The following is a 20,004-nucleotide window of genomic DNA, read 5'->3' on the forward strand; positions in this document are numbered from 1 at the left end:
TCCCGGCGCGGCTCAGCTGCCGCCGCCGGGAAAGGTGTGGGTGAACACCTTGCCCTCGGTGTCCTCCGCCCGCACCGCCACCGGTTCGGCGGAGGGCCGATAGCTGAAGCGGAAGGTGGGATCCTCGCCGATGGAGATGCCACCCTCCATGCTCATCAGCAGCCGGCCGCCCTGGGTGATTTGCACCTCGCGCACGAACCAGGCCGGCGTGTAGCCCCGGGTCGCCTCGTCCATCTGCAGGCCGGAGAAGTTGGGGTGGCGGATCTGCACCTGCGCTTCGTCGCGCCCCGACGCCGCGAAGGAGCGGAACCGCATCTCGCCCAGATGGCTGATGGAGTCCGCCGTATCCTTGGTGGCCGATGCCGAACAGCCACCCGCCGCCTTCACATAGGCCTTGGTCATGTGCAGGGCCCCGTCGCTGGTTTCGGCCACCGCGCGCACGTAGGAATAGGAGTTCACCCGCGCCCGCAGGGTGAGGGCGAAGTCTGTCTGGTCAGGGCCGAAGGCGAAGCGGGCGGCCACCGGCGACGGATTCTCGTCCACCACCACGGTCACCGCCTTGAAGCGGCGCGGATCCCCCGGCGGCAGGGTGAGCGCCACCGTGAGCGGCACCAGCGCCGCGTCTTCGGCGCGCGCCGGCGCGGTCAGGGTCACGAGCCCATCGGCCGCGCCGATGGGCTGGCCCGGAAAGATATCCGGCGCGATGCTCCGCCAGGTGGTCTCGGTGCGCTCCAGCGGGCTCTGTGCGGCGGTCTCAGCCGGGGACGCATCCGCCGGCTCCGCCGCCCGGCTCAGGGCCGGCGCAAGCAGCAGGGGAAGGCCCAGCGGCAAGGCCAGAAGCATCCGCGTCCGGGTGGTCCCGGTGCCACCCGGAGCGGTGCGCGCGCAGTGTCCTGTCATCCCCTTCCTCCCTCGCATGGGCGGACCTTGTGTGCGGCCCGTCTCAATTTGCCTCCGGCGATGCCGGATGCCAGGGTTCCACCGCAACCAGCGGCAGCCCGGCCTCCTTCCAGCCATCGACGCCGGCCGGATACCAGCCAACGGCGGTGTAGCCGGCGGCGCGGGCACGCTTGACGGCGTTCCACGACATCCAGCAGTCGCGCAGACAGTAAATCACCACGGGCGCCGCCGGGTTCCCGGCGGTCAGAGCCGCGAGGCCCTCCAGGAAATAGCGCGTGGTGGCGGCATCCAGCGCCCCGAACCCCACATTCGGCAGCCAGTGGGCGCCGGGAATGCTGTCATGGGGTGGATCGCGCCACACCGTATCGGCGGGCAGCGCCGCCGGGCGCGGCGGGCGCGGCAGCACATCCAGCAGAATGACCGCGCCGGCGCGCCACAGCCGCTCCACCGCGCCGGTGCTCACCCCCGCAACCCCATCCACCGTCAGCGGTGTCGGCGCACGATAGGGCTCCAGCCGATAGCCCGGCGGCTCCGCCGGCGGTTCAGCCCGGGCCGGCGCGGACAGGCCGGCGGCCAGCACCGCGACCGCGGCCAGCGTGCGCAGGCACGTCCGCACGGTGGCGGGGGCTGGCATGCGGGCTTGCGTCGTGGAGCCTTGCCTCATGGCGTCTTGCCGCCGGTGGCGGGCAGCGCCGCGGTGATCAGCTGGTCGTCGTCGTCCAACAGCGGCACGCCATAGCTGAGCAGCACCGCATTGATCTCGCCGGCGCGCGCGGTGAGCACCCGGTTGAGCACCTGCTTCCACTGATGATCGGTGGGCCGCACCCCCATGGTGATGCGGTAGGCGAGCGGCGGGCGTTCCGCCTCGTGCAGCAGCGGCACCATCTTCAAGGGCACCTTGGAGGCTTGCACCACGGCCCCCGCGCTCGGCCCCCACAGCAGGGCGCCATCCAGGGTGCCCGAGGCCACGTCGGCCACCATCTGCTCCACCGGTGATTCATAGCGCCGATCCACCAGCAGCGAATAGGTCTTGGCACTGCCCAGCAGGTTCAGATCGAGCAGATGGTCAGCCGGCGGCGTGCCGGCGGCAAGCCCGAGCTTTGCTCCCTTCAGCCGCGGGTCGGCCAGCCGCTCCACCCCATCCAGCGGCCCGCCCGCTTTCACCACCAGCGTATAGACCGACTGGTAATAGGGATTGGTGTGCAGCACCGGATCGGCGCCGGCGGCATAGCCGATCACCACGTCGCACAGCCGCTTGCCGAGGCTGTTGCGGACGAAACCGGGCCCCTGCGGCATGAAATAATAGCGCACGGGCACCTGCAGCGCGCCGGCGACGATCTCGGCGATCTTGTTCTCGAACCCTTCGCCGCGGGCGTTGCTGAACGGCATGTTGCTGGGATCGGCGCACACCCGCAGGGCATCCGCCGAAACCGAGCTTGGAATCTGCTGGCCATGGGCATCCGAGGGCGCCAGCAGGAGGATGGCGGCGAGCGCCGCTGTCGCCACCGAGGCGATCAGCGGCACGAAGCGCTCGCTGGCCATGCACTCGCGCCGGCCCGGCTCACTCCCCGAGACAGGCTTTTTCCGTGGCGGTGATGACCGGGGTCTTGTCTTCGCGCTTGGCAGGCCGCGCCCGGCCCAGGGCATCGTCCGATCGGGCGCGGAGATAGACATAGATGTCGTCGAGGTAGCACATGACATTCTTGTTGAGTCCAAAGGACGGCATGACCTTTTCATTGCCACCTCCCACATTCTGCCGCCCGCCGACGACCACCTCCTGGAAGTGGTCGTAATCCATGGTCTTTAGGGAATCGATCAGCGCCGGTGCATAAGTCGAGCCCATGCCGTCGGGCCCGTGACAGACGTGACACTCGGCGTGATAGCGGCGATAGCCCGAATATGTGGCCCAATCCACGGTTCCATCCGGCTTGATATTGTATGTCGGCGCACCACTCTTATCGAAATACTTTCCGTCTTCATCCTTCACCGGGGTCGGATCCCCCTGCTTGCTGAGGGTCTGCGCCGAGACGGATAGGGGCGCCAGCGCCATGCAAAGGGCCACGGCCCCTGTGCGCATCAATGAGAGCTTTGAAAACACACGCCTTCTCCAAACACGAATCCGGGGACAAGGTGCAGGCTCCCGTTCACGGCGCCGCGCGCCATGTGGAACGTCATGCCATCGGCACCATCTGCGATCTCGCGGGCGCCGGCGTGGGAGGGAACCACGCCGGCGCCCCAGTCAAGGCTCCGGGGTCCGCCGCATCACTGCGGCAGGGTGAACACCGAGAGCTGACCACCCAGGGCGGTGTAGCTGCTGAGCGCGGAATATCCGCCCACCGCACCCAGACCGGCGTTGGGATCCGTGAGGCCCGCGGCGAGGCCGATGCCGGCCCAGCCACCCACGCCCGAGAGCACCGCAACATATTGCTTGCCCTTATGGGTGTAGGTCATGACGTTGCCGATGATGCCGGACGGCGTCTTGAAGCGGTACAGCTCCTTGCCGGTCTTGGCGTCCACGGCCTTCAGATAGCCTTCCAGCGTGCCGTAGAAGACCACGCCGCCGTCGGTGGAGAGCGCGCCGGACCACACCGAGAACTGCTCGGGCTTGGTCCAGACGATCTTGCCCTTGCGGGCATCCCAGGCGATGAAATTGCCCATGCCGCCATGGCTGTTGGGGGCCGGGAACATGGACAGGGTCGCGCCCACGTAAGGCTGGCCCGGCGTGTAGCTCACGTGGAACGGCTCATAGTCCATGCACACGTGGTTGGTGGGCACGTAGAACAAGCCGGTCTGCGGCGAGAAGGACGCCGGCTGCTGGTCCTTGGTGCCGAGGGCGGCCGGGCAGATGCCGGTGGTGTTCACGTCCTCGCCATTGTGCTCGGTGGAATACTTTTCCACCACCAGCGGGCGCCCGAAGGTGGGGCTGTTCTTGTCCATGTCCACCTTGGTGGCCCAGTTCACCGCCGGATCATACTTTTCCGCCAGCAGCAGCTCGCCGGTCTTGCGGTCGAGGGTGTAGGCGAAGCCGTTGCGGTCGAAATGCACCAGCATCGGCCGCATCTTGCCGTCGAACTCCTGGTCCACCAGGATCATCTCGTTGATGCCGTCATAGTCCCACTGGTCGTGAGGGGTCATCTGATAGACCCACTTGGCCATACCGGAATCGGGATCGCGGGCGAAGATGGTCATGGACCACTTGTTGTCGCCGGGACGCTGGGCGGGGTTCCAGGTGGAGGGGTTGCCCGAGCCGTAATAGACCGTGTTGGTCTTCGGATCGTAGGAATACCAGCCCCAGGTGCAGCCGCCGCCGATCTTCCACTGGTCGCCCTGCCACGTCTTCAAGGACGAATCCTTGCCCACCGGCTTGCCAAGCGACATGGTCTTTTCCGGATCGAACAGGATCTCGTCGTCCGGGCCCATGGAATAGGCGCGCCAGATCTGCTTGCCGGTGTTCATGTCATAGGCGGTGAGGTGGCAGCGCACGCCGTATTCGCCGCCCGAGATGCCCACCAGGAGCTTGTCCTTCACCGGCATCACGGTGGCGGTATTGGTCTCGCCCTTCTTCGGGTCGCCGTTCACCGCAGACCACAGCACCTTGCCGGTCTTGGCATCCAGCGCCACCACCTTGGTGTCGGCCTGGTGCAGGAACACCTTGCCATCCGCATAGGCGAGGCCGCGATTGACCGTGTCGCAGCACATCACCGGAATGACGTTCGGATCCTGCTTGGGCTCATACTTCCAGATGATCCTGCCTTCGTCGTTCAGATCGAGGGCGTAGACAATATTGGGGAAGGGCGTGTGCACATACATCACGTCGCCCACCACCAGCGGCGAACCTTCATGGCCGCGCAGCACGCCGGTGGAGAAGGTCCAGGCCACCTGGAGCTTGCCCACGTTCTCCGTGTCGATCTGTTTCAGCTTGGAATGGCGGGTGTTCGCATAGTCGCCGGTCTGCAGAACCCACTGGCTCGGGTCCTCGGTGAGCTTCTGCACACCGTCGTTGGCCATGACCGGCGCGCTGAAAAAAGCGCTGCACGCCGCCACGGCGGTCACCGTCAAAAGTCGTCTCATCAGGGCTTCCTCCGATGGATGCGCGCCCGCGCCACCGCATGTGGAGCAGGAAACGCACTGAGCGTTGTTTTCGCCTTTGGGGGACTCCATCTACTTCGGCAGCGTGTCACGACCGGCGTGATGCCCTAGAAGCCATGCGGTGACAGGGTGTCCCGCAGGCCTGCGAACCAGCACCGCGTTCCCCGCGCGGTGCCGTTGAAGCCGAAGCTGAGAGGAACGTAAGCAAAGTTTCTCCGAGACGCAATACGCCAATAGAGCCGTTCTATATTGCAGGTGCGAAGTCGAATCGGCAGCTTAGATTTTGCAGTGCAGCGGCATGACGGGGGAGAGCGTGGATATTCCCGCAACGGCAGGTGCACCCGTTATTCCCACTCCAACTCATGAAACGTCGCGGTGGCGTTGCGCGCATTGAAGTCATCGAACAGCGCCCAGTCGGCGGCCTCCGCGCGGCCGGCCTGCCGCGCCGCCTCGTCCATGGAGCGGCCGTCGCGGACCATGCCGCGCACATCGGCCACCAGCCGCCTGAGATAGCGTTCGGTGGGCGCCGCGGCCGCCGGCCAGGGCTGCTGGGCGGGGCCATGGCCAGGCACCACCCGCGCAGCGGGACGGGCCTTCAACTGCTCCAGCAGGCTGATCCAGCCCAAGGCCTTGCCATCGATGGCCGGCACATGGCCGAGGAACAGCAGATCTCCCAGGAACCAGGTGTCGGTGGCCCCATCGAACACGGTGAGGTCGGTGGCGGTGTGGGCGGTGGGCCACGCCTCCAGCAGCAGCGGCCGGTGGCCGAGATCCACGGTCAGGCTGTCGCTCACCGTCTGGTCGGGCAGCACCACCCGCGTGCCCTCGGCTCCGTCCGGCCCCACCAGGCGGCGGGTCGCCTCCAGATAGCTCTCCGCCCGCGCACGCAGCGCCTGCGGGAGATTGTGGTGGCCGATGAAGGTCACCCCGGGGCCGGCGAAGGCCGCATTGCCCAGCACGTGGTCGGGATGCATGTGGGTGTTGATGACATAGCGGACAGGCAAGGACGTGTGCGCCGCGATGGCCGCCTTGAGCCGCTCGCCGGCCTTCAGGGAACCGCCCGTGTCCACCACCGCCACCGCATCGTCGCCGATGATGAAGCCGGCGTTGCCGACAAAGCCGAGATTGCGCGGAAGCGCCAGGGCATAGGGCGCCTGGTGCACGAAGACCCCCGGCGCCACCTCCACCACCGGCAGGGGCTCGACAGCTTCAGGTTGCGCTGCAGCATGGGCGGGCAGCAGCAGGAGCGGGATAAAGATACCTGCGACCAGCCGCCGCACCCAGCCCCCTCGGTCGGCCCTCGCCCGTGTCTGCGCCATGCTGCCCTCCTCTTGTTCACCGGCGGGCGACCCCTTGCGAGCCTGGCCCCGCCTGCCGTCAGACCGGTGCCGGCGGCCTCTCCCCCGAAGCCGCGCCCGGCCGGGCCTCAGCCGCCGGTGGGGTCGCATCGAAGCACCGGGCAAGGCGCGCCGACTGGGCCTCGACCCAGGATGCGGTGCGCTCCGCCCGCGGCGTTTCCAGCACCATCTCGCCGACCACCCCCGCCGGCCGGCCGGCCAGCAGCACCAGCCGGTCCGCCAGCGTCAGCGCCTCGCGCACGTCGTGGGTCACCATGAGCACGGCGGCGCCGCGGCGGTCGGCGAAACGCTGCAGCGCGGCGCGCAGCCGCGCGGCCGCCGCCGCATCCAGCGACACGAAGGGCTCGTCCAGGACCAGCCAGTCGGGCTCCACCGCCAGAGCCCGGGCCAGGGCCACCCGGCGGGCGAGCCCCAGCGACAGCGCATGGGGAAACAGGCCGGCGTGATCGGCAAGCCCCAGCTCCGCCAGCAGCGGGCGCAGGTCGCGCGACCGGTCGGCGCGGGGCAGCACCAGGCGGATATTCTCCTCGACGGTGCGCCACGGCAGCAGCCGGGGCTCCTGAAACACGATGCCCATCGGCCCCTCTGCCCGCGTCACCCGCCCCTCGAAATCCGCGTCGAGCCCGGCGAGAATGCGCAAGGTGGTGGTCTTGCCGCATCCGGAGGGGCCGAGCAGGCATACGAACTCCCCCCGGTTCAGTACCAGGTGGACATCGCGCAGCACCTCCACCGCCGCACCATCCGCGCGGCGGTGGTGCTTGCGGCTGATGCGCGCCTCAAGACACTGCGGGGCGCCAGCGGCGGGCATGGGCTTCAAAGGGTTGCAGGATGAGATATTCAACGGCCAGCATCACCGCCATGAACGACAAGGCGTAGCCCAGCACGGCCCGCACATCGAACAGCTGAAAATACACCGAGATGGCATAGCCCACCCCATCGGGCCGGCCGAGCAGCTCCACCACCAGCACGATCTTCCAGACCAGCGCGAGCCCGGAGCGCGCGGCCCCAGCCACATAAGGCTCCAGCTGCGGCAGCATCACGTGCCGCAGCCGGTCGAGGGGAGCGAGGCGGTAGGCGCGCGCCATCTCGTCCAGCTCCGGCGACAGCGCCCGGGTGCCCTCGCGCAGCAGCACCGTCACATTGGGCATCTTGTTCAGCGCCACCGCCACCACCGCGGCGGTCTCGGTGAGGCCGAGCCAGATGTAGCAGAGCACGGTGATGACCAGCGCCGGCGTGTTGAGCAGCAGCACCAGCCAGGGATCGAGGGCGCGATCGAGACCCGGCCGCCGGCCGAAGGCGATGCCCACCACAACGCCCACACCCATCGCCAGCAGGAAGGCCGCCACCACCCGCGCCAGGGTGATGGCGAGATTGGCCAGCAGGTCGCCGCCCACCGCCTCCCGCAGCATGAAGTCGAACACTGCCGCCGGGGGCGGCAGTGCCGGGCTGTGGGCGGCGCTGGCAGCCAGCTGCCAGCAACCGAGCAGGGCCGCCAGCGACAGCGCCTTGACGCCGACCCGGGCCATCAGCCGGCCGCTCACGGCACCGCCCCGCCGGCGGCCCAATAGAGGTTCGCCGGCAGCGCCTCCACCGGCCCCAGCAGCTTCGCCCCGCCCTGGGCCACCAGCACCGCCAGCAGCCGTCCGGCCGCCGCCGCCTCCTCCCGCGCCGAGCGTCGCGGCACACCGGCCACGAAGCCGGCCCGCAAAGCGGCGAAGGTCGCGTCATCCGGCGCCTGCATCAGCGGGCGGGCCGCCGCCCAGGCCGCGTCCGTCTGCGGCCCGGTGCCGATCAGCACCGCCTTGGTGGCGGCGACGGCGGCGGCGAACGCGGCCATGTCCGGGTCGTGGGGCCGCGCGAAATCCCCCTGAAACACATAGCCGACCAGCGCCGGCGGCGGAGCGATGCCGAAGCCCGCCACCACCGCGTCGAGGGTGATCAGCGGTGTGAAGCCCTTGGCTTGAAGGCGCGCGCCATAGGTCCAGTAGAGCAGCGCGGCGTCGAGCTCTCCCTGCTCCAGCTTGGCCGCCAGCAACGGCGGCGCCCCGAATGACAGCTGCGCCGCCGTCAGCTCCATGCCGGCCCGCGCCCGCGCATAGGCCCGCAGCAGCAGCCAGCTCTTGTCGAGAGGACCGCCGGCCACCCCCAGCCGCGCGCCGCGCAGATCAGCGAGACTGCGCAATGGCGATCCGGACGCCACCATGATGGCGCCTTCCGCCGTCGAGAACGGCAGATAGACCAGCGGGCGCCCCTCCACCCGCATGCGCGCCGCCCACAGCAGATCACTGACCACCCCATCCACCGCGCCGGTGAGAAAGGCGAGGCGGCCGGCGTCGTTGTTGGCGGCCCGGCGCAGCTCAAGGGTCAGGCCATGGGCCACATCGAGCCCGAGCGCCGTCATCGCGGCGAGCTCCCAGGCGGCGGTGCCGAACTGCAGCACACTGAGGCGAACGACACGCGGCACCGGCGTCCCCGCGGGACCAGATGCCGGCCCAGATACCGGCCCTCCAGGCACGGCGGCCGCGAGCACCCCCATCGGTGGAGCGACGGCCGCGCCAGCCACCAGCTGCAACACCCGACGGCGCGTGTGCATCGCCCGCCTCCTCCCACCTGGGCCGCGTCCGCCGGGACACACCCGTGGCGCCGCCTCTTCTCAGGTCCGATCCTGCGTGTTGCGCCGATCTTGCGGGGCCGCGCCAGGCTTGTGCAAATCCTAAGAGCCGAGATGCACGCCCACTAGAATTGCACGCCCACTTGCAGTCGCGCCTGCTGGCGCTCGAAATCGGCGAGGTCGAGCGCGGAATTCCAGCTGTCCGGCGAATCACCCGTCAGCTGGATCGACCAGGCGGCCTTGACGTACCAGGCCTCGGTGAGCTGGGCATAGAGCGTCGGCCCCATGAACAGGCCCCAGCCCTCGCGGCTGTTGAGGAAGTTGCCGTCATAGCTGGCCAGATAGCGGATCTCGCCGCCAAGAAAGACATCCTTCACCACCTGGGCGGTGAGCGCTGCGGACACTTCCAGACCGGAGCCGGAGGCCCAGATGCGCTGATCGAGATCGTTCTCGTCCCGCTCCCACTCGGGCTCGTAGACGATGTTCACGGCGCCGAACAGCACGTCCTTGATCAGCTCCTTGTCCGCCGCCAGACGGAATTCGATGCCATAGGCGGTGCCGCTCTCGCCCGACACCTCGTCATAGCGCGCCCATTCCGGCTCGATGGACAGAGACAGGCCGAACGGTGCCGTGCGGTAATCGAGGAAGCGATACTTCACCTCGAAAAAGGCGCCGCCGATGCCACCGCCATTGGTGTCATCGAGCCCCGGCACGCGGGAGATGTCGAAGCTGTTCAGCGCGGCGCCCAGGGAGACCTTCAGGTCGTCGGTCACGGCATATTCAAACTCCGCTTCCCCGGCCAGAGCGTTGTAGCGCTGCCCCCCTTTGCCCAGTCGCCCGTCCAGGGTGAAGGTCAGTTCCTTCTCCCCCTTCTCACCGGTGTCGGTGCCCAGGGTGTAGCCGAAGATGTTCTCGGTCTCGATGCCCTCCACCTCCGCAGCGCCGGCGGCGCCGGGCTTGTCGTCATCGTCATCATCCGCCCAGGCGCCGGTGGTGGCGAGGATGGTCGTTCCGGCCAGAAAAAGAGCCAGCCATTTCTTGGTGAGCGCCTGCATGTTTGCCCCGCAGCAGCGTTTCTTCCCTTGGGTTGAGTGCTAACGGTGGTAAAAGGCGCGGTCAATGCGAAGAACTCTTAGGAATCATTTATCTGCTGCGGTCGTTGCAGACGCATCACGGCCCTACCCGTCTTCGCAGTGCAGCACCAAAACCCTGGCGTCCTGCCCGCCCGGGGGGTTGCGCACAGCGCCGGAGTGATTAAACAATTCGTCGCATTCGACTGCGTGCGGGGAAACAACCGCGGCGCCGCGACTGACGGACCGCCCCCACGGGCGCCGGTCCGGCGGTCAAAGGCGCGGCCACCCGCTAATGTTTCCCTCTGCACGGAGCTGCGCCCATGGCGGATTCCGCCCCCATCCTGCACATCATCACCCCCCTCGCCCATGTGAGCCCGTTCGACGTGAACATGGCGGTGGACGCGGGCTACACCACCATCGTCCCTTATCCGCGGGTCGCGCTGAACGAGGTGCGTGATCTCACCCAGGACATGATGTTCTCGCGGCCGCCGAGCGCGGCGCCGCGCACCGGCCTGTTCATCGGCGGCAAGGATGCGGCCCTCGCCCTCGACATGGCGGCGGAGGCGCAGGCCTCCATCTTCCCGCCGTTCGAGATCTCCATCTTTCCCGATCCCGCCGGTTCCTTCACCACCGCCGCCGCCATGATCGCCAAGGTGGAGCAGGCGCTGCTGGCGGTGCGGCCCGCGGGCCTTTCCGGCGCCAAGGTGCAGATCTACGGCGCCACCGGCGTGGTCGGCTCCATCGCCGCCGTCATCGCCGCCCAGGCGGGCGCCGCCGTCACTCTAGTGAGCCACCGCGAGATCGCTGCGGTGGAGGAGAAGGCGGCCGACTTCAAGACCCGCTTCTGCGTCGATCTCGCCTGCGCCGCCGCCGTCACCGATGCGGAGAAGGCGCAGCTGGTGCCGGAGGCGGAGGTCATCCTGGCCACCGGCAAGGCCGGCGTGGAAATCCTGAACCCCGCCCATCTGGAAGCCGCCCGCCAGCTCATCGTCGCCGCCGACGTGAACGCGGTGCCTCCGGCGGGCATCGCCGGCATCGGCGCGCATGATGCGGCCGCCCCCCTGCCCCACGGCATCGGCATCGGCGCGCTCGCCATCGGCAATCTGAAATATGCGGTGCAGCACGAAATCCTGAAGCAGATGCGCGACACCACGACCCCCATGTTCGTGGACCTGCCGGCGGTGTTCGCTTTGGCCCGCACGCTGAAAGCCTGAGCGTCTCAGGCTCCGCCTTCGCCCGCCGCCGGCGCCCAACCCCGGCGGGCCATATTTGTCGGTCTCGAACGGACACGGCCATGACCCTGCAAGACCCCGCGGCCTCTGCCGCCCCTCGGCGGCGCCCCAGCCTCGCCGCCAGCGTCCGCCCCCTGGTGGATGCCCTCGTAAACGACGCGGACGCGCTGCGCCTCGCCCTCTCCACTGGCCCTTTGGGAGCACGCATCATCGATGCCGGCATCGCCGTTCCCGGCGGGCTGGAAGCCGGCCGGCGCATCGCCGAGATCTGCCTCGGCGGCCTCGGCCGCGTGACCTTCGAGGCGAGCTCCCGCTTTTCCCCCTGGGCGACCCTGGTGAACGTCTCCACCACCGATCCGGTGCTCGCCTGCCTCGGCAGCCAATATGCCGGCTGGAGCCTCGCCGGCGGCGATTTCTTCGCCCTCGGCTCCGGCCCCGGCCGGGCGGTGGCGGCGGTGGAGGAGCTCTATGACGAGCTCGGCTTCCGCGAGGACAGCGAGGACACCACCCTGGTGCTGGAAACCGGCGTGGTGCCCCCCGAGGCGGTGGTGGCGGAGATCGCCGCGCGCTCGCGCGTCGCGCCGGAGCGGATCACCCTCATCCTCACCCCCACATCGGCGCTGGCCGGCACGGTGCAGATCGTGGCGCGGGTGCTGGAGGTGGCGCTGCACAAGGCCCATGCCCTGCACTTCCCGCTGGAGCACATCGTGGATGGCATCGGCAGCGCGCCGGTGGCGCCGCCCTCGCCGGATTTCCTCACCGCCATGGGCCGCACCAATGATGCGGTGCTCTATGGCGGCGACGTGCAGCTGTTCGTGCGTGGCGAGGCGGCCGCCGCCCAGGAGCTGGCGCGGCACCTGCCCTCTTCCGCCTCACGCGACTATGGCCGGCCGTTCGCCGAGGTGTTCAAGGGCTATGACTGCGACTTCTACAAGGTGGATCCACTGCTGTTCTCGCCCGCGCGCGTCACGGTGACCGCCATCGACCATGGCGAGAGCTTCACCGCCGGCGGCTTCGATCCGGTGCTGATCGCCCGCTCGTTCGGGGCTTGAGGAGCCAAGACTCTGTGACCGACCTCGTGATCTTCGCCGAGCGGCTGGACTGGCACACCCGCTCGCTGCTCGCCGCCATCACGGCTCAGGACCGGCGGGCACGGATGGTCTCGCTCAAGGCGTGCGGTTTCGCCGTGGGGGAGACCGCCCATGGCCTGCTGCTGCCGGGCTTCGGCGATGAGCTGCCTGCCGCCTGCTTCGTGCGCTCGGTGCCCAACGGCACCCTGGAGCAGGTCACCCTGCGGCTCGGCGTGCTGCACGCCCTCGGCGCCCTCGGCGTGCCGGTGATGAACTCGGCCCGCGCCATCGAGCGCTGCGTGGACAAGAGCGCCACCACCTTCCTGATGGCGCATGCCGGCCTGCCCACCCCGCGCACCCTGGTGCAGGAGGGGCGCGCGGCGGCGCAGATGCTGGTGGATGCCGCCCCCGGCGACAGCGTGCTGAAGCCCATGTTCGGGGCCCAGGGCCGCGGCCTGCAGCGGCTGGAGCGCGGCGCCGCTCTGCCCGCCGAGGCGGAGGTGGGCGGCGTCTATTACCTGCAGGATTTCGTCGCCGCCCCCCATGGCCGGACCGGCCCGGATGATCCAAACGAAGAGATGCACGAGGATTTCCGCGTGTTCGTGGTGGGCGGCGTGGCGGTGGCCGCCATGGCGCGCCGCGCGCCGTCCTGGATCACCAACATCCACCAGGGCGCCGTGGGCGTGGAAGTGGCGCCGGAAGGGGTGCTGGCCGATTATGCGGTGCGCGCCGCCGCCGCGGTGGGCGCCGATTATGCCGGCGTCGACATCATCTCCGGCAGCGACGGGCGCCTGATGGTGCTGGAGGTGAACTCCATGCCCGCCTGGCGTGGCTTGTACGACGCCACGGGGAAGAATATGGCAGATTCCCTGGCCGCTCACCTGTGCGCCGCGCGCGCAGTCGTGGCCTGATAAGGCCCGTTGATCGGCCAGTGCGGGGGTTAAATGCGCGTCTTCATCTGCGAATTCGTCACCGCCGGCGGCCTCAGGGGCCAGGAGCTGCCCGAAACCCTGGTGCCCGAAGGCACCCGCATGCGCGATGCGCTGATGCGGGACATCCTGGCGCTGCCGGGGGTGGGCAGCGTGCTGCTGGCCCATGACGATCGCCTGCCGGCGCCGCAGGACTCCTCCATTCCCGTGGCCGCCGGAGACGACCCCTGGGCGGTGTGGGCGGAGCTCGCGACCGGCGCCGACGTGGTGTGGCCGGTGGCGCCGGAAACCCACGGTCTGCTGGCCCGGCTCATCGCCTTGATGCAGGAGAAGTGCAGCCACGTGGTGGCGTGCGACCTTCCCGCGGTGGAGCTGTGCTCCAGCAAGCTGCTCACCGCCCGCCAGCTGGCCATGGCCGGCCTGCCCCACGTGCCCACCTTCCGCGCCGAGGCGCCGCCGCCGGAGCTGACCGGGCCGGTGGTGACCAAGCCGGACGACGGCGCCGGCTGCGAGAACACCCGCCGCTGGGCCTCGGTCGCCGATGCGCCGCGCGATCCCGATCTGATCATCCAGCCCTTCGTCGCCGGCACCCCGGCCAGCCTGTCGGTGCTGGTGCGACCGGAGGGGACGACCCTGCTCACGGTCAACCGCCAGCACCTGACCGAAACGGACGGCGTGCTCAGCCTCTCCGGCCTCACCGTGGGCGCCGCCGCCCGCGACGAGCGGCTGGAGCGGCTGGCCCAGGCGGTGACGGCGACCTTCCCGGGCCTTGCCGGCATCATCGGCATCGACGTGATCCTGACCGACGCCGCGCCGGTGGTGGTGGAGGTGAACCCGCGCATCACCACCTCCTATGCCGGCCTGCACCAGGCGCTGGCGGTGAACCCGGCGGCCTTCCTGCCGCAGTTCATCCGCGACGGCCGCCTGCCCGCCATGCCCCACCTGCCGCCGGCGGCGCCGGTGGAGGTGGGCCTGCGATGAAGCCGGCGCCGGTGCTGTTCGGCTGGGACGTGGGCGGGGCCCACCTCAAGCGCGCCGCGCTCGATGCGGCGGGCCGCCTGCTGCGGGTGGACATGGCACCCTGCCCCCTATGGCGAGGCCTTGCAGAGCTCGATGCCGCCATCGCCGCCTTGCCACAGCTGCCGGCCGCGCCCTCGGTGGTGACCATGACCGGCGAGCTGACCGACCTGTGGCCGGACCGCGCCTCCGGGGTCGTCGCCCTCGCCGCAGCCCTGGCCGCCCGCCTCGGTGCCGAGACACAGATCTATGCCGGGCCCGATGGCCTGGTGGCGGCGGGTGCTGCGGCCGGGCACATCGACACCATCGCCTCCGCCAATTGGCATGCCACCGCCGCCGCGCTGGCGCTGCGGCTGCCCGCCGGGATCCTGGTGGACATGGGCTCCACCACCACCGACATCATCCCCTTCGCGGACCGGCGCCTCACCAGCCGTGGTTATTCCGATGCGGAGCGCATGGCGGCGGGCGAGCTCATCTATTGCGGCGCGGCCCGCACTCCGGTGATGGCCTTTGGCCCCACCCTGCCCTTCCGGGGCGCGCCGGTGCCGCTGATGATGGAATTCTTCGCCACCACGGCGGACGTGCACCGCCTCACCGGCGCCCTGCCCGAGGGCGCCGACCTCTATCCCGCGGCTGATGGCGGCGCCAAGACCCTGGAGGCGAGCGCCCGGCGGCTGCTGCGCATGGTGGGGCGCGATCTCGGCCCACCGACCCTCGACCCCGCCGCCCCCGAGCTCTGCACCCTCGACGAGGCCAGGGCCCTGGCGACGCGGGCGGCGGAAGCGCAGCTGCGGCGGCTCGACGATGCCCTGGCCCAGGTGGTGAGCGCGCCGCCGGGCGGCATCGCCCCTGATGTTCCCATCGTCGGGGCGGGCGTCGGCCGGTTCCTGGCGGCGCGGCTCGCGGAGCGGGCCGGCCGCCCCTATCTCGATGCCGGCGCCCTGCTGGCCGGCGACGCCCCCTGGGCGGAGGCGGCGGCCGATTGCGCGCCGGCGGTGGCGGTGGCCGTGCTCGCCTTTCAAGGCTGAAGGCGGCGGCCCACAAAAAAGCCCGCCGACGTCCTCTCCGGCGGGCTTTTCGGTCACTGTGCCGACGATCAGCGGGTGATGGCGAGGCCGATCAGCCCGGCGATCCCCACCGCGATGCGCCACCAGCCGAACGGCGCGTAGCCGTGGCGGGACACGAAATCCAGCAGCGAGCGGATCACCATCACCGCCGCGCAGAAGGCGGCGACGAAGCCGATGGCGATCAGCAGCCCGTCGTCCAGCGAGAGCGCATTGCGGTTCTTGTAGAGGTCGTAGGTGAAGGCGCCCAGCATGGTGGGCAAGGCGAGGAAGAAGGAAAATTCCGCCGCCGCCCTCTTGTCGACCCCCATCAGCATGGCGCCGACGATGGTGGAGCCGGAACGGGACATGCCGGGGATCATGGCGAGGCACTGCCAGAAGCCGATCTTCAGCGCCAGCAGCAGCGGGAAGCCCATGGCGTTGTTGTAGCGCGGCGCCGGCACCACCTTGTCGATGAACAACAGCACGATGCCGCCGAAGATCAGGGTGCAGCAGATGAGCGCCGGCGACTCGAACAGCACGGACTTGATGAAGCCATGGGCCGCCGCGCCGATCACCGCCGCCGGCAGGAAGGCGACGATGACGCCGAGCACGAAGCGGCGGGCGCCCGGATTGGTGGGCAATTGGGTCGCCACCCGAACGAAGCGCTCGAAATAGACGGTGAGGATGGCCAGCACCGCGCCCAGCTGGATCAGCACCTCGAAGGTGCGCCCGGTGCTCTGGAAGCCCAGGAAGTGTCCGAGCAGCAAGAGGTGCGCGGTGGAGGACACGGGGATGAACTCGGTCAGCCCTTCCACGAGGCCGAGCACGAGGGCTTCAAACATATCGCCGAGAGTCATGGGCGGAGAGATCCAAGGGAGATGGCACGAGACCGGGTGGCATGAAGACGGTGACGCAGAGGAAGCGCGCGCCCAGGGGCGCCCGGCCCGCAAATCAGGCGCACCATCCTGAGAGCACAGCCATTAAGGTGCAATTACGGCGCCCGGCTCGGGCCCCGCCCCTAAAGGGATATGCCGCTGCGTCAGACCCTACGGCTCCGCTTGCGGCGCGCGCCGCATCGTTCTAGATGCGCATGAAAGGCAGCGGACAAAGGTCCCTGTTCACCATCCGCGCACATTCTCGCCGTCCGGTCCCGCATTGCAGCGCAAGTGCTCCAGGCGGGAACCAAACGGAAAGAATCCGTGGCTAAACATGAACGGGCCGGGAGAGCGCGCCGCGCTTGAACGCCCCGGCGAAACAAGCCTCATGTATCTGCATCACCATCCTTTCTGCCCCCATTCCCGGTTTGTCCGCCTGCTGCTCGCCGAATACGGGCTGGAGCCGGAGCTCGTGGAAGAACGGGTGTGGGAACGCCGGCCCGGCTTCCTCGCCCTCAACCCCGCCGGCGAAACACCGGTGATCGTGGAGGAACAGGCCGCCTCGGTGCCCGGCCCCACCATCATTGCCGAATATCTCGACGAAACCCGCGGTCTCGCTCTGGGTGACCACCGCCTGCTGCCGGACAGCCCGGCCGAGCGGGTGGAGGTGCGCCGGCTGACCAGCTGGTTCCACGAGAAGATGTATGTGGAGGCCACCGAGCCGCTGGTGCGCGAGCGCATCCACAAGCGCTACATGAACCGCCAGCAGGGTGGCGGCCCGCCCGATGCCACCGCATTGCGCATGGCCCGCGCCAATCTGCGCTATCATCTGAAATACATCGGCTGGCTGGCCAAGGCCCGCAAATGGCTGGCGGGCGAAAAGCTCACCCAGGCCGATCTGGCGGCGGCGGCCCACCTTTCGGTGGCCGATTATCTCGGTGATGTGCCGTGGGACGAGGACGAGCACGCGAGGGATTGGTATGCGCGCATCAAGTCGCGCCCGACCTTCCGCGCCCTCCTGAACGAGAGCATTCCCGGCATGCCCCCCTCCAAGACCTACGCGGATCTCGACTTCTGACGCCTGCGCCGACACCGGAGCATTTGCGGGCGCAGATCACCGATCTCGCCCGCGCCGAGGGTTTCGAGGCCATCGGCATCGCCGATCCGCGCCGGGTGCGCCCGGCCGGCGACCGCCTCGGCCAATGGGTGGCCAGCGGCGCCCATGGCGAAATGGGCTGGATGGCCGAGACATTGGAACGCCGCGCCGATCCCCTCACGTTGTGGGCGGACATGCGGTCCGTGGTGATGCTGGGGCTCAATTACGGCCCCGCCACCGATCCCCGCGCCGCCCTCGCCGATGCCGCCACCGGCGCCATCTCGGTCTATGCGCGGGGCGAGGATTATCACGAGGTCATCAAGCCGAAACTGAAACGCATCGCCCGCGCTTTGCTGGCGGCGGCGGAGGGCGGCGACGTGAAGGTGTTCGTGGACACCGCCCCGCTCATGGAAAAGCCCCTGGCCATGGATGCCGGGCTCGGCTGGCAGGGCAAGCACACCAATCTGGTGTCGCGAAACTTCGGCTCCTGGCTGTTCCTGGGCGCCATCGCCACCACGCTGGAGCTGCCGTTCGATCGGCCGGACGCGGACCATTGCGGCTCCTGCCGCGCCTGCCTCGAGGCCTGCCCCACCAACGCCTTCCCGGCGCCCTACCAGATCGACGCGCGGCGCTGCGTCTCCTACCTCACCATCGAGCTCAAGGGACCGATCCCGCGGCCGATGCGGCCGTTGATCGGCAACCGCATCTATGGCTGTGACGATTGTCTGGCCGCCTGCCCCTGGAACAAATTTGCGGCGGAGGGGGCCGAGATGAAGCTCGCCGCCCGCGCGGAAAACGCCGCCCCGCCCCTGGCCGAATTGGCCGAGCTGGATGATGCCGCCTTCCGCGCCCGCTTCCCAAAGAGCCCCATCAAGCGCATCGGCCGCGACCGCTTCATCCGCAACGTGATGATCGCCATGGGCAATTCTGGAAACGCCGGGTTCGTCCCGGCGCTGGAGCAGAAGCTCGCCGATCCGGCGCCCCTGGTGCGCGGCGCGGCGGTGTGGGCGCTCGCCCGGCTGCTGTCGGCCGCTGCCTTCCGGGTCCTCGCGCACCGCCATGCCGCTACGGAAACAGATCCCGCCGTCGCCGACGAGTGGTCTGCCGGCTCAATGACTTGAGCGGCGGGGGTGTGATCCGCCGCCGTGTGGGTGTCGCGCCAGTTTTCAAACCCACGCTTTGTCGGTAGGATTGTGGCTTCTTGAGCGAAAAGAGGGGGCGAGCAGATCTGGCGTCACGATCACGTCGCGCCCGGGCGCGAGAGTGAGAGCCGACAGACACGCGACTATGCAGAAGCCCCGCAAGCTTTATGTGAAATCCTTCGGGTGCCAGATGAACGTCTACGATTCCCATCGTATGGCGGACACCCTGGCGCGGGAGGGGTTCACCGAGACCCAGGACCCGGCCGAGGCCGACCTCGTCATCCTCAACACCTGCCACATCCGCGAGAAGGCCGCCGACAAGGTCTATTCGGAGCTGGGCCGCCTGCGCAAAGCCAAGCAGGAAGCCGGTTCCGACACCATGATCGCGGTGGCCGGCTGCGTCGCCCAGGCCGAGGGCGCCGAGATCATGCGCCGCGCCCCGGTGGTGGATCTGGTGGTGGGCCCCCAGAGCTACCACCGCCTGCCCGACCTGCTGCGCGCGGCCGAGACCGGCCGGAAGATGGTGGATACCGACTTTCCGGTGGAGGACAAGTTCGACCACCTGCCGGCGCCCACCCGCGCCGCCACCCGCTCGCGCGGGCCGGCCGCGTTCGTGACGGTGCAGGAAGGCTGCGACAAGTTCTGCACCTTCTGCGTGGTGCCCTATACCCGCGGCGCCGAGGTCTCCCGCCCGGCGGCAAAGATCCTCGACGAGGCCCGGCGGCTGGCCGACCAGGGGGTGCGCGAGATCACCCTCATTGGCCAGAACGTCAATGCCTTCCATGGCGAAGGGCCCGATGGCCGGACCTGGAGCCTCGCCCGGCTGCTGGAAGAGATGGCCGGAATCTCCGGGGTGGAGCGGCTGCGCTACACCACCTCGCACCCGCGGGACATGGACGACGACCTCATTGCCGCCCACCGCGACCTGCCGCAGCTGATGCCCTATCTGCACCTGCCGGTGCAGTCCGGCTCCGACCGCATCCTCGCCGCCATGAACCGCAAGCACGGCCGCGACGCCTATTTCGCCATCATCGACAAGATGCGGGCCGCGCGGCCGGATCTCGCCCTCTCGTCGGATTTCATCGTCGGCTTCCCCGGCGAGACCGATGCGGAGTTCGAGGACACCATGGACATGGTGCGGCGGATCGGCTTCGCCAGCGCCTATTCCTTCAAGTACAGCCCGCGCCCGGGCACCCCGGCGGCGGACCATGCCGGCCAGGTGCCGGAAGAGGTGAAGAGCGCGCGGCTCGCCACCCTGCAGAAGGCCCTGGAGGCCTCCAAGGCCGCCTTCGATGCCTCCTGCCTGGGGCGCACCTTCGACATCCTGCTGGAGAAGCCGGGACGCCAGGACGGCCAGCTCATCGGCCGCTCGCCCTATCTCCAGAGCGTGGTGGTGAACGACCCGCCGGCGACCATCGGCGACATCATCACCGTCACCATCACCGAGGTGGGGCCCAACAGCCTCGCCGGGCGTTGCGAGGCCATCGCCACGCCCCCGCGCGCGCCGCGCCCCCGGTCCGAGCCTTCTTCATCCCCGGCGGCCATGGAGGCCTGAGCTTGCGCAGA

At 69.3% G+C, this 20,004-nt stretch carries 19 protein-coding genes; 8 read left to right on the top strand and 11 right to left on the bottom strand.

What is annotated here, in order from left to right; genetic code table 11:
- Positions 1–12: 12 nt before the first annotated feature.
- The 10 genes from ACU4E7_RS06905 to ACU4E7_RS06950 form a co-directional block, all read right to left on the bottom strand.
- Positions 13–900: a quinoprotein dehydrogenase-associated SoxYZ-like carrier gene (locus ACU4E7_RS06905; RefSeq protein ID WP_447021077.1), complete on the bottom strand. Its 888-nt coding sequence runs from the start codon at positions 898–900 to the stop codon at positions 13–15.
- 43 nt (positions 901–943) lie between these two features.
- Entirely contained in the window at positions 944–1,534 is a 591-nt protein-coding gene (locus ACU4E7_RS06910; RefSeq protein WP_447021078.1) for a rhodanese-like domain-containing protein, read from the bottom strand.
- A gap of 26 nt (positions 1,535–1,560) precedes the next feature.
- A complete protein-coding gene (locus tag ACU4E7_RS06915; protein ID WP_447021079.1) occupies positions 1,561–2,442 on the bottom strand; it encodes a substrate-binding domain-containing protein in 882 nt (293 codons plus the stop codon).
- A 19-nt stretch (positions 2,443–2,461) separates the two neighbouring features.
- Complete coding sequence (locus ACU4E7_RS06920; protein WP_238122433.1) at positions 2,462–2,950, bottom strand: c-type cytochrome, methanol metabolism-related; 489 nt, start codon at positions 2,948–2,950, stop codon at positions 2,462–2,464.
- A 212-nt stretch (positions 2,951–3,162) separates the two neighbouring features.
- A complete protein-coding gene (locus tag ACU4E7_RS06925; RefSeq protein WP_273546270.1) occupies positions 3,163–4,971 on the bottom strand; it encodes a methanol/ethanol family PQQ-dependent dehydrogenase in 1,809 nt (602 codons plus the stop codon).
- A 362-nt stretch (positions 4,972–5,333) separates the two neighbouring features.
- Positions 5,334–6,308: a quinoprotein relay system zinc metallohydrolase 2 gene (locus ACU4E7_RS06930; RefSeq protein WP_238122432.1), complete on the bottom strand. Its 975-nt coding sequence runs from the start codon at positions 6,306–6,308 to the stop codon at positions 5,334–5,336.
- A 58-nt stretch (positions 6,309–6,366) separates the two neighbouring features.
- A complete protein-coding gene (locus ACU4E7_RS06935) occupies positions 6,367–7,155 on the bottom strand; it encodes an ABC transporter ATP-binding protein (RefSeq protein ID WP_447021080.1) in 789 nt (262 codons plus the stop codon).
- Positions 7,124–7,873: an ABC transporter permease gene (locus ACU4E7_RS06940; protein ID WP_238122474.1), complete on the bottom strand. Its 750-nt coding sequence runs from the start codon at positions 7,871–7,873 to the stop codon at positions 7,124–7,126. Before ACU4E7_RS06940 ends, ACU4E7_RS06935 begins: the two co-directional genes overlap by 32 nt.
- Before the next feature lie 11 nt (positions 7,874–7,884).
- Positions 7,885–8,811, bottom strand: coding sequence for an ABC transporter substrate-binding protein (locus ACU4E7_RS06945; protein ID WP_238122430.1), 927 nt, complete (start codon positions 8,809–8,811; stop codon positions 7,885–7,887).
- A 272-nt stretch (positions 8,812–9,083) separates the two neighbouring features.
- Positions 9,084–10,013 carry a hypothetical protein gene (locus ACU4E7_RS06950; RefSeq protein WP_447021081.1) on the bottom strand — a complete coding sequence of 310 codons (930 nt, stop codon included), beginning with the start codon at positions 10,011–10,013 and terminating at the stop codon, positions 9,084–9,086.
- A gap of 338 nt (positions 10,014–10,351) precedes the next feature.
- Between ACU4E7_RS06950 and ACU4E7_RS06955 the strand changes: the two genes are divergently transcribed.
- The 5 genes from ACU4E7_RS06955 (at position 10,352) to ACU4E7_RS06975 (ending at position 15,307) form a co-directional block, all read left to right on the top strand.
- Complete coding sequence (locus ACU4E7_RS06955; RefSeq protein ID WP_447021082.1) at positions 10,352–11,245, top strand: methylene-tetrahydromethanopterin dehydrogenase N-terminal domain-containing protein; 894 nt, start codon at positions 10,352–10,354, stop codon at positions 11,243–11,245.
- Between the two features lie 80 nt (positions 11,246–11,325).
- Positions 11,326–12,315 carry a methenyltetrahydromethanopterin cyclohydrolase gene (gene mch, locus ACU4E7_RS06960; protein WP_447021083.1) on the top strand — a complete coding sequence of 330 codons (990 nt, stop codon included), beginning with the start codon at positions 11,326–11,328 and terminating at the stop codon, positions 12,313–12,315.
- A 14-nt stretch (positions 12,316–12,329) separates the two neighbouring features.
- Positions 12,330–13,244: a RimK family alpha-L-glutamate ligase gene (locus ACU4E7_RS06965; RefSeq protein WP_447021084.1), complete on the top strand. Its 915-nt coding sequence runs from the start codon at positions 12,330–12,332 to the stop codon at positions 13,242–13,244.
- Positions 13,245–13,277: 33 nt separating this feature from the next.
- A complete protein-coding gene (locus ACU4E7_RS06970) occupies positions 13,278–14,243 on the top strand; it encodes an ATP-grasp domain-containing protein (RefSeq protein ID WP_447021085.1) in 966 nt (321 codons plus the stop codon).
- Positions 14,240–15,307, top strand: coding sequence for a hydantoinase/oxoprolinase family protein (locus tag ACU4E7_RS06975; RefSeq protein WP_447021086.1), 1,068 nt, complete (start codon positions 14,240–14,242; stop codon positions 15,305–15,307). Before ACU4E7_RS06970 ends, ACU4E7_RS06975 begins: the two co-directional genes overlap by 4 nt.
- Positions 15,308–15,375: 68 nt before the next feature.
- Here the strand turns inward: ACU4E7_RS06975 and ACU4E7_RS06980 are convergent, their stop codons facing one another.
- A complete protein-coding gene (locus ACU4E7_RS06980) occupies positions 15,376–16,182 on the bottom strand; it encodes an undecaprenyl-diphosphate phosphatase (protein ID WP_238122423.1) in 807 nt (268 codons plus the stop codon).
- Positions 16,183–16,588: 406 nt separating this feature from the next.
- Here ACU4E7_RS06980 and ACU4E7_RS06985 point away from each other — a divergent pair, with 406 nt between their 5' ends.
- From ACU4E7_RS06985 to miaB, 3 genes are all read left to right on the top strand, one after another.
- Positions 16,589–17,278, top strand: coding sequence for a glutathione S-transferase family protein (locus ACU4E7_RS06985; protein ID WP_238122473.1), 690 nt, complete (start codon positions 16,589–16,591; stop codon positions 17,276–17,278).
- A 23-nt stretch (positions 17,279–17,301) separates the two neighbouring features.
- Positions 17,302–18,417 (top strand): tRNA epoxyqueuosine(34) reductase QueG, encoded by a 1,116-nt coding sequence (queG, locus tag ACU4E7_RS06990; RefSeq protein ID WP_447021087.1) that lies wholly within the window; start codon positions 17,302–17,304, stop codon positions 18,415–18,417.
- A 166-nt stretch (positions 18,418–18,583) separates the two neighbouring features.
- Positions 18,584–19,993 (top strand): tRNA (N6-isopentenyl adenosine(37)-C2)-methylthiotransferase MiaB, encoded by a 1,410-nt coding sequence (miaB, locus tag ACU4E7_RS06995; protein ID WP_447021088.1) that lies wholly within the window; start codon positions 18,584–18,586, stop codon positions 19,991–19,993.
- Positions 19,994–20,004: the final 11 nt, after the last annotated feature.

The sequence above is a fragment of the Xanthobacter sp. ZOL 2024 genome (genome assembly GCF_052932325.1).

Excerpts from the sequence above, each read along its gene's own strand:
- ACU4E7_RS06905 (WP_447021077.1), bottom strand. The coding sequence starts at position 900 with ATGACAGGACACTGCGCGCGCACCGCTCCGGGTGGCACCGGGACCACC.
- ACU4E7_RS06910 (WP_447021078.1), bottom strand. The coding sequence starts at position 1,534 with ATGCCAGCCCCCGCCACCGTGCGGACGTGCCTGCGCACGCTGGCCGCG.
- ACU4E7_RS06915 (WP_447021079.1), bottom strand. The coding sequence starts at position 2,442 with ATGGCCAGCGAGCGCTTCGTGCCGCTGATCGCCTCGGTGGCGACAGCG.
- ACU4E7_RS06920 (WP_238122433.1), bottom strand. The coding sequence starts at position 2,950 with ATGGCGCTGGCGCCCCTATCCGTCTCGGCGCAGACCCTCAGCAAGCAG.
- ACU4E7_RS06925 (WP_273546270.1), bottom strand. The coding sequence starts at position 4,971 with ATGAGACGACTTTTGACGGTGACCGCCGTGGCGGCGTGCAGCGCTTTT.
- ACU4E7_RS06930 (WP_238122432.1), bottom strand. The coding sequence starts at position 6,308 with ATGGCGCAGACACGGGCGAGGGCCGACCGAGGGGGCTGGGTGCGGCGG.
- ACU4E7_RS06935 (WP_447021080.1), bottom strand. The coding sequence starts at position 7,155 with ATGCCCGCCGCTGGCGCCCCGCAGTGTCTTGAGGCGCGCATCAGCCGC.
- ACU4E7_RS06940 (WP_238122474.1), bottom strand. The coding sequence starts at position 7,873 with ATGGCCCGGGTCGGCGTCAAGGCGCTGTCGCTGGCGGCCCTGCTCGGT.
- ACU4E7_RS06950 (WP_447021081.1), bottom strand. The coding sequence starts at position 10,013 with ATGCAGGCGCTCACCAAGAAATGGCTGGCTCTTTTTCTGGCCGGAACG.
- ACU4E7_RS06955 (WP_447021082.1), top strand. The coding sequence starts at position 10,352 with ATGGCGGATTCCGCCCCCATCCTGCACATCATCACCCCCCTCGCCCAT.
- mch (WP_447021083.1), top strand. The coding sequence starts at position 11,326 with ATGACCCTGCAAGACCCCGCGGCCTCTGCCGCCCCTCGGCGGCGCCCC.
- ACU4E7_RS06970 (WP_447021085.1), top strand. The coding sequence starts at position 13,278 with ATGCGCGTCTTCATCTGCGAATTCGTCACCGCCGGCGGCCTCAGGGGC.
- ACU4E7_RS06975 (WP_447021086.1), top strand. The coding sequence starts at position 14,240 with ATGAAGCCGGCGCCGGTGCTGTTCGGCTGGGACGTGGGCGGGGCCCAC.
- ACU4E7_RS06980 (WP_238122423.1), bottom strand. The coding sequence starts at position 16,182 with ATGACTCTCGGCGATATGTTTGAAGCCCTCGTGCTCGGCCTCGTGGAA.
- ACU4E7_RS06985 (WP_238122473.1), top strand. The coding sequence starts at position 16,589 with ATGTATCTGCATCACCATCCTTTCTGCCCCCATTCCCGGTTTGTCCGC.
- miaB (WP_447021088.1), top strand. The coding sequence starts at position 18,584 with ATGCAGAAGCCCCGCAAGCTTTATGTGAAATCCTTCGGGTGCCAGATG.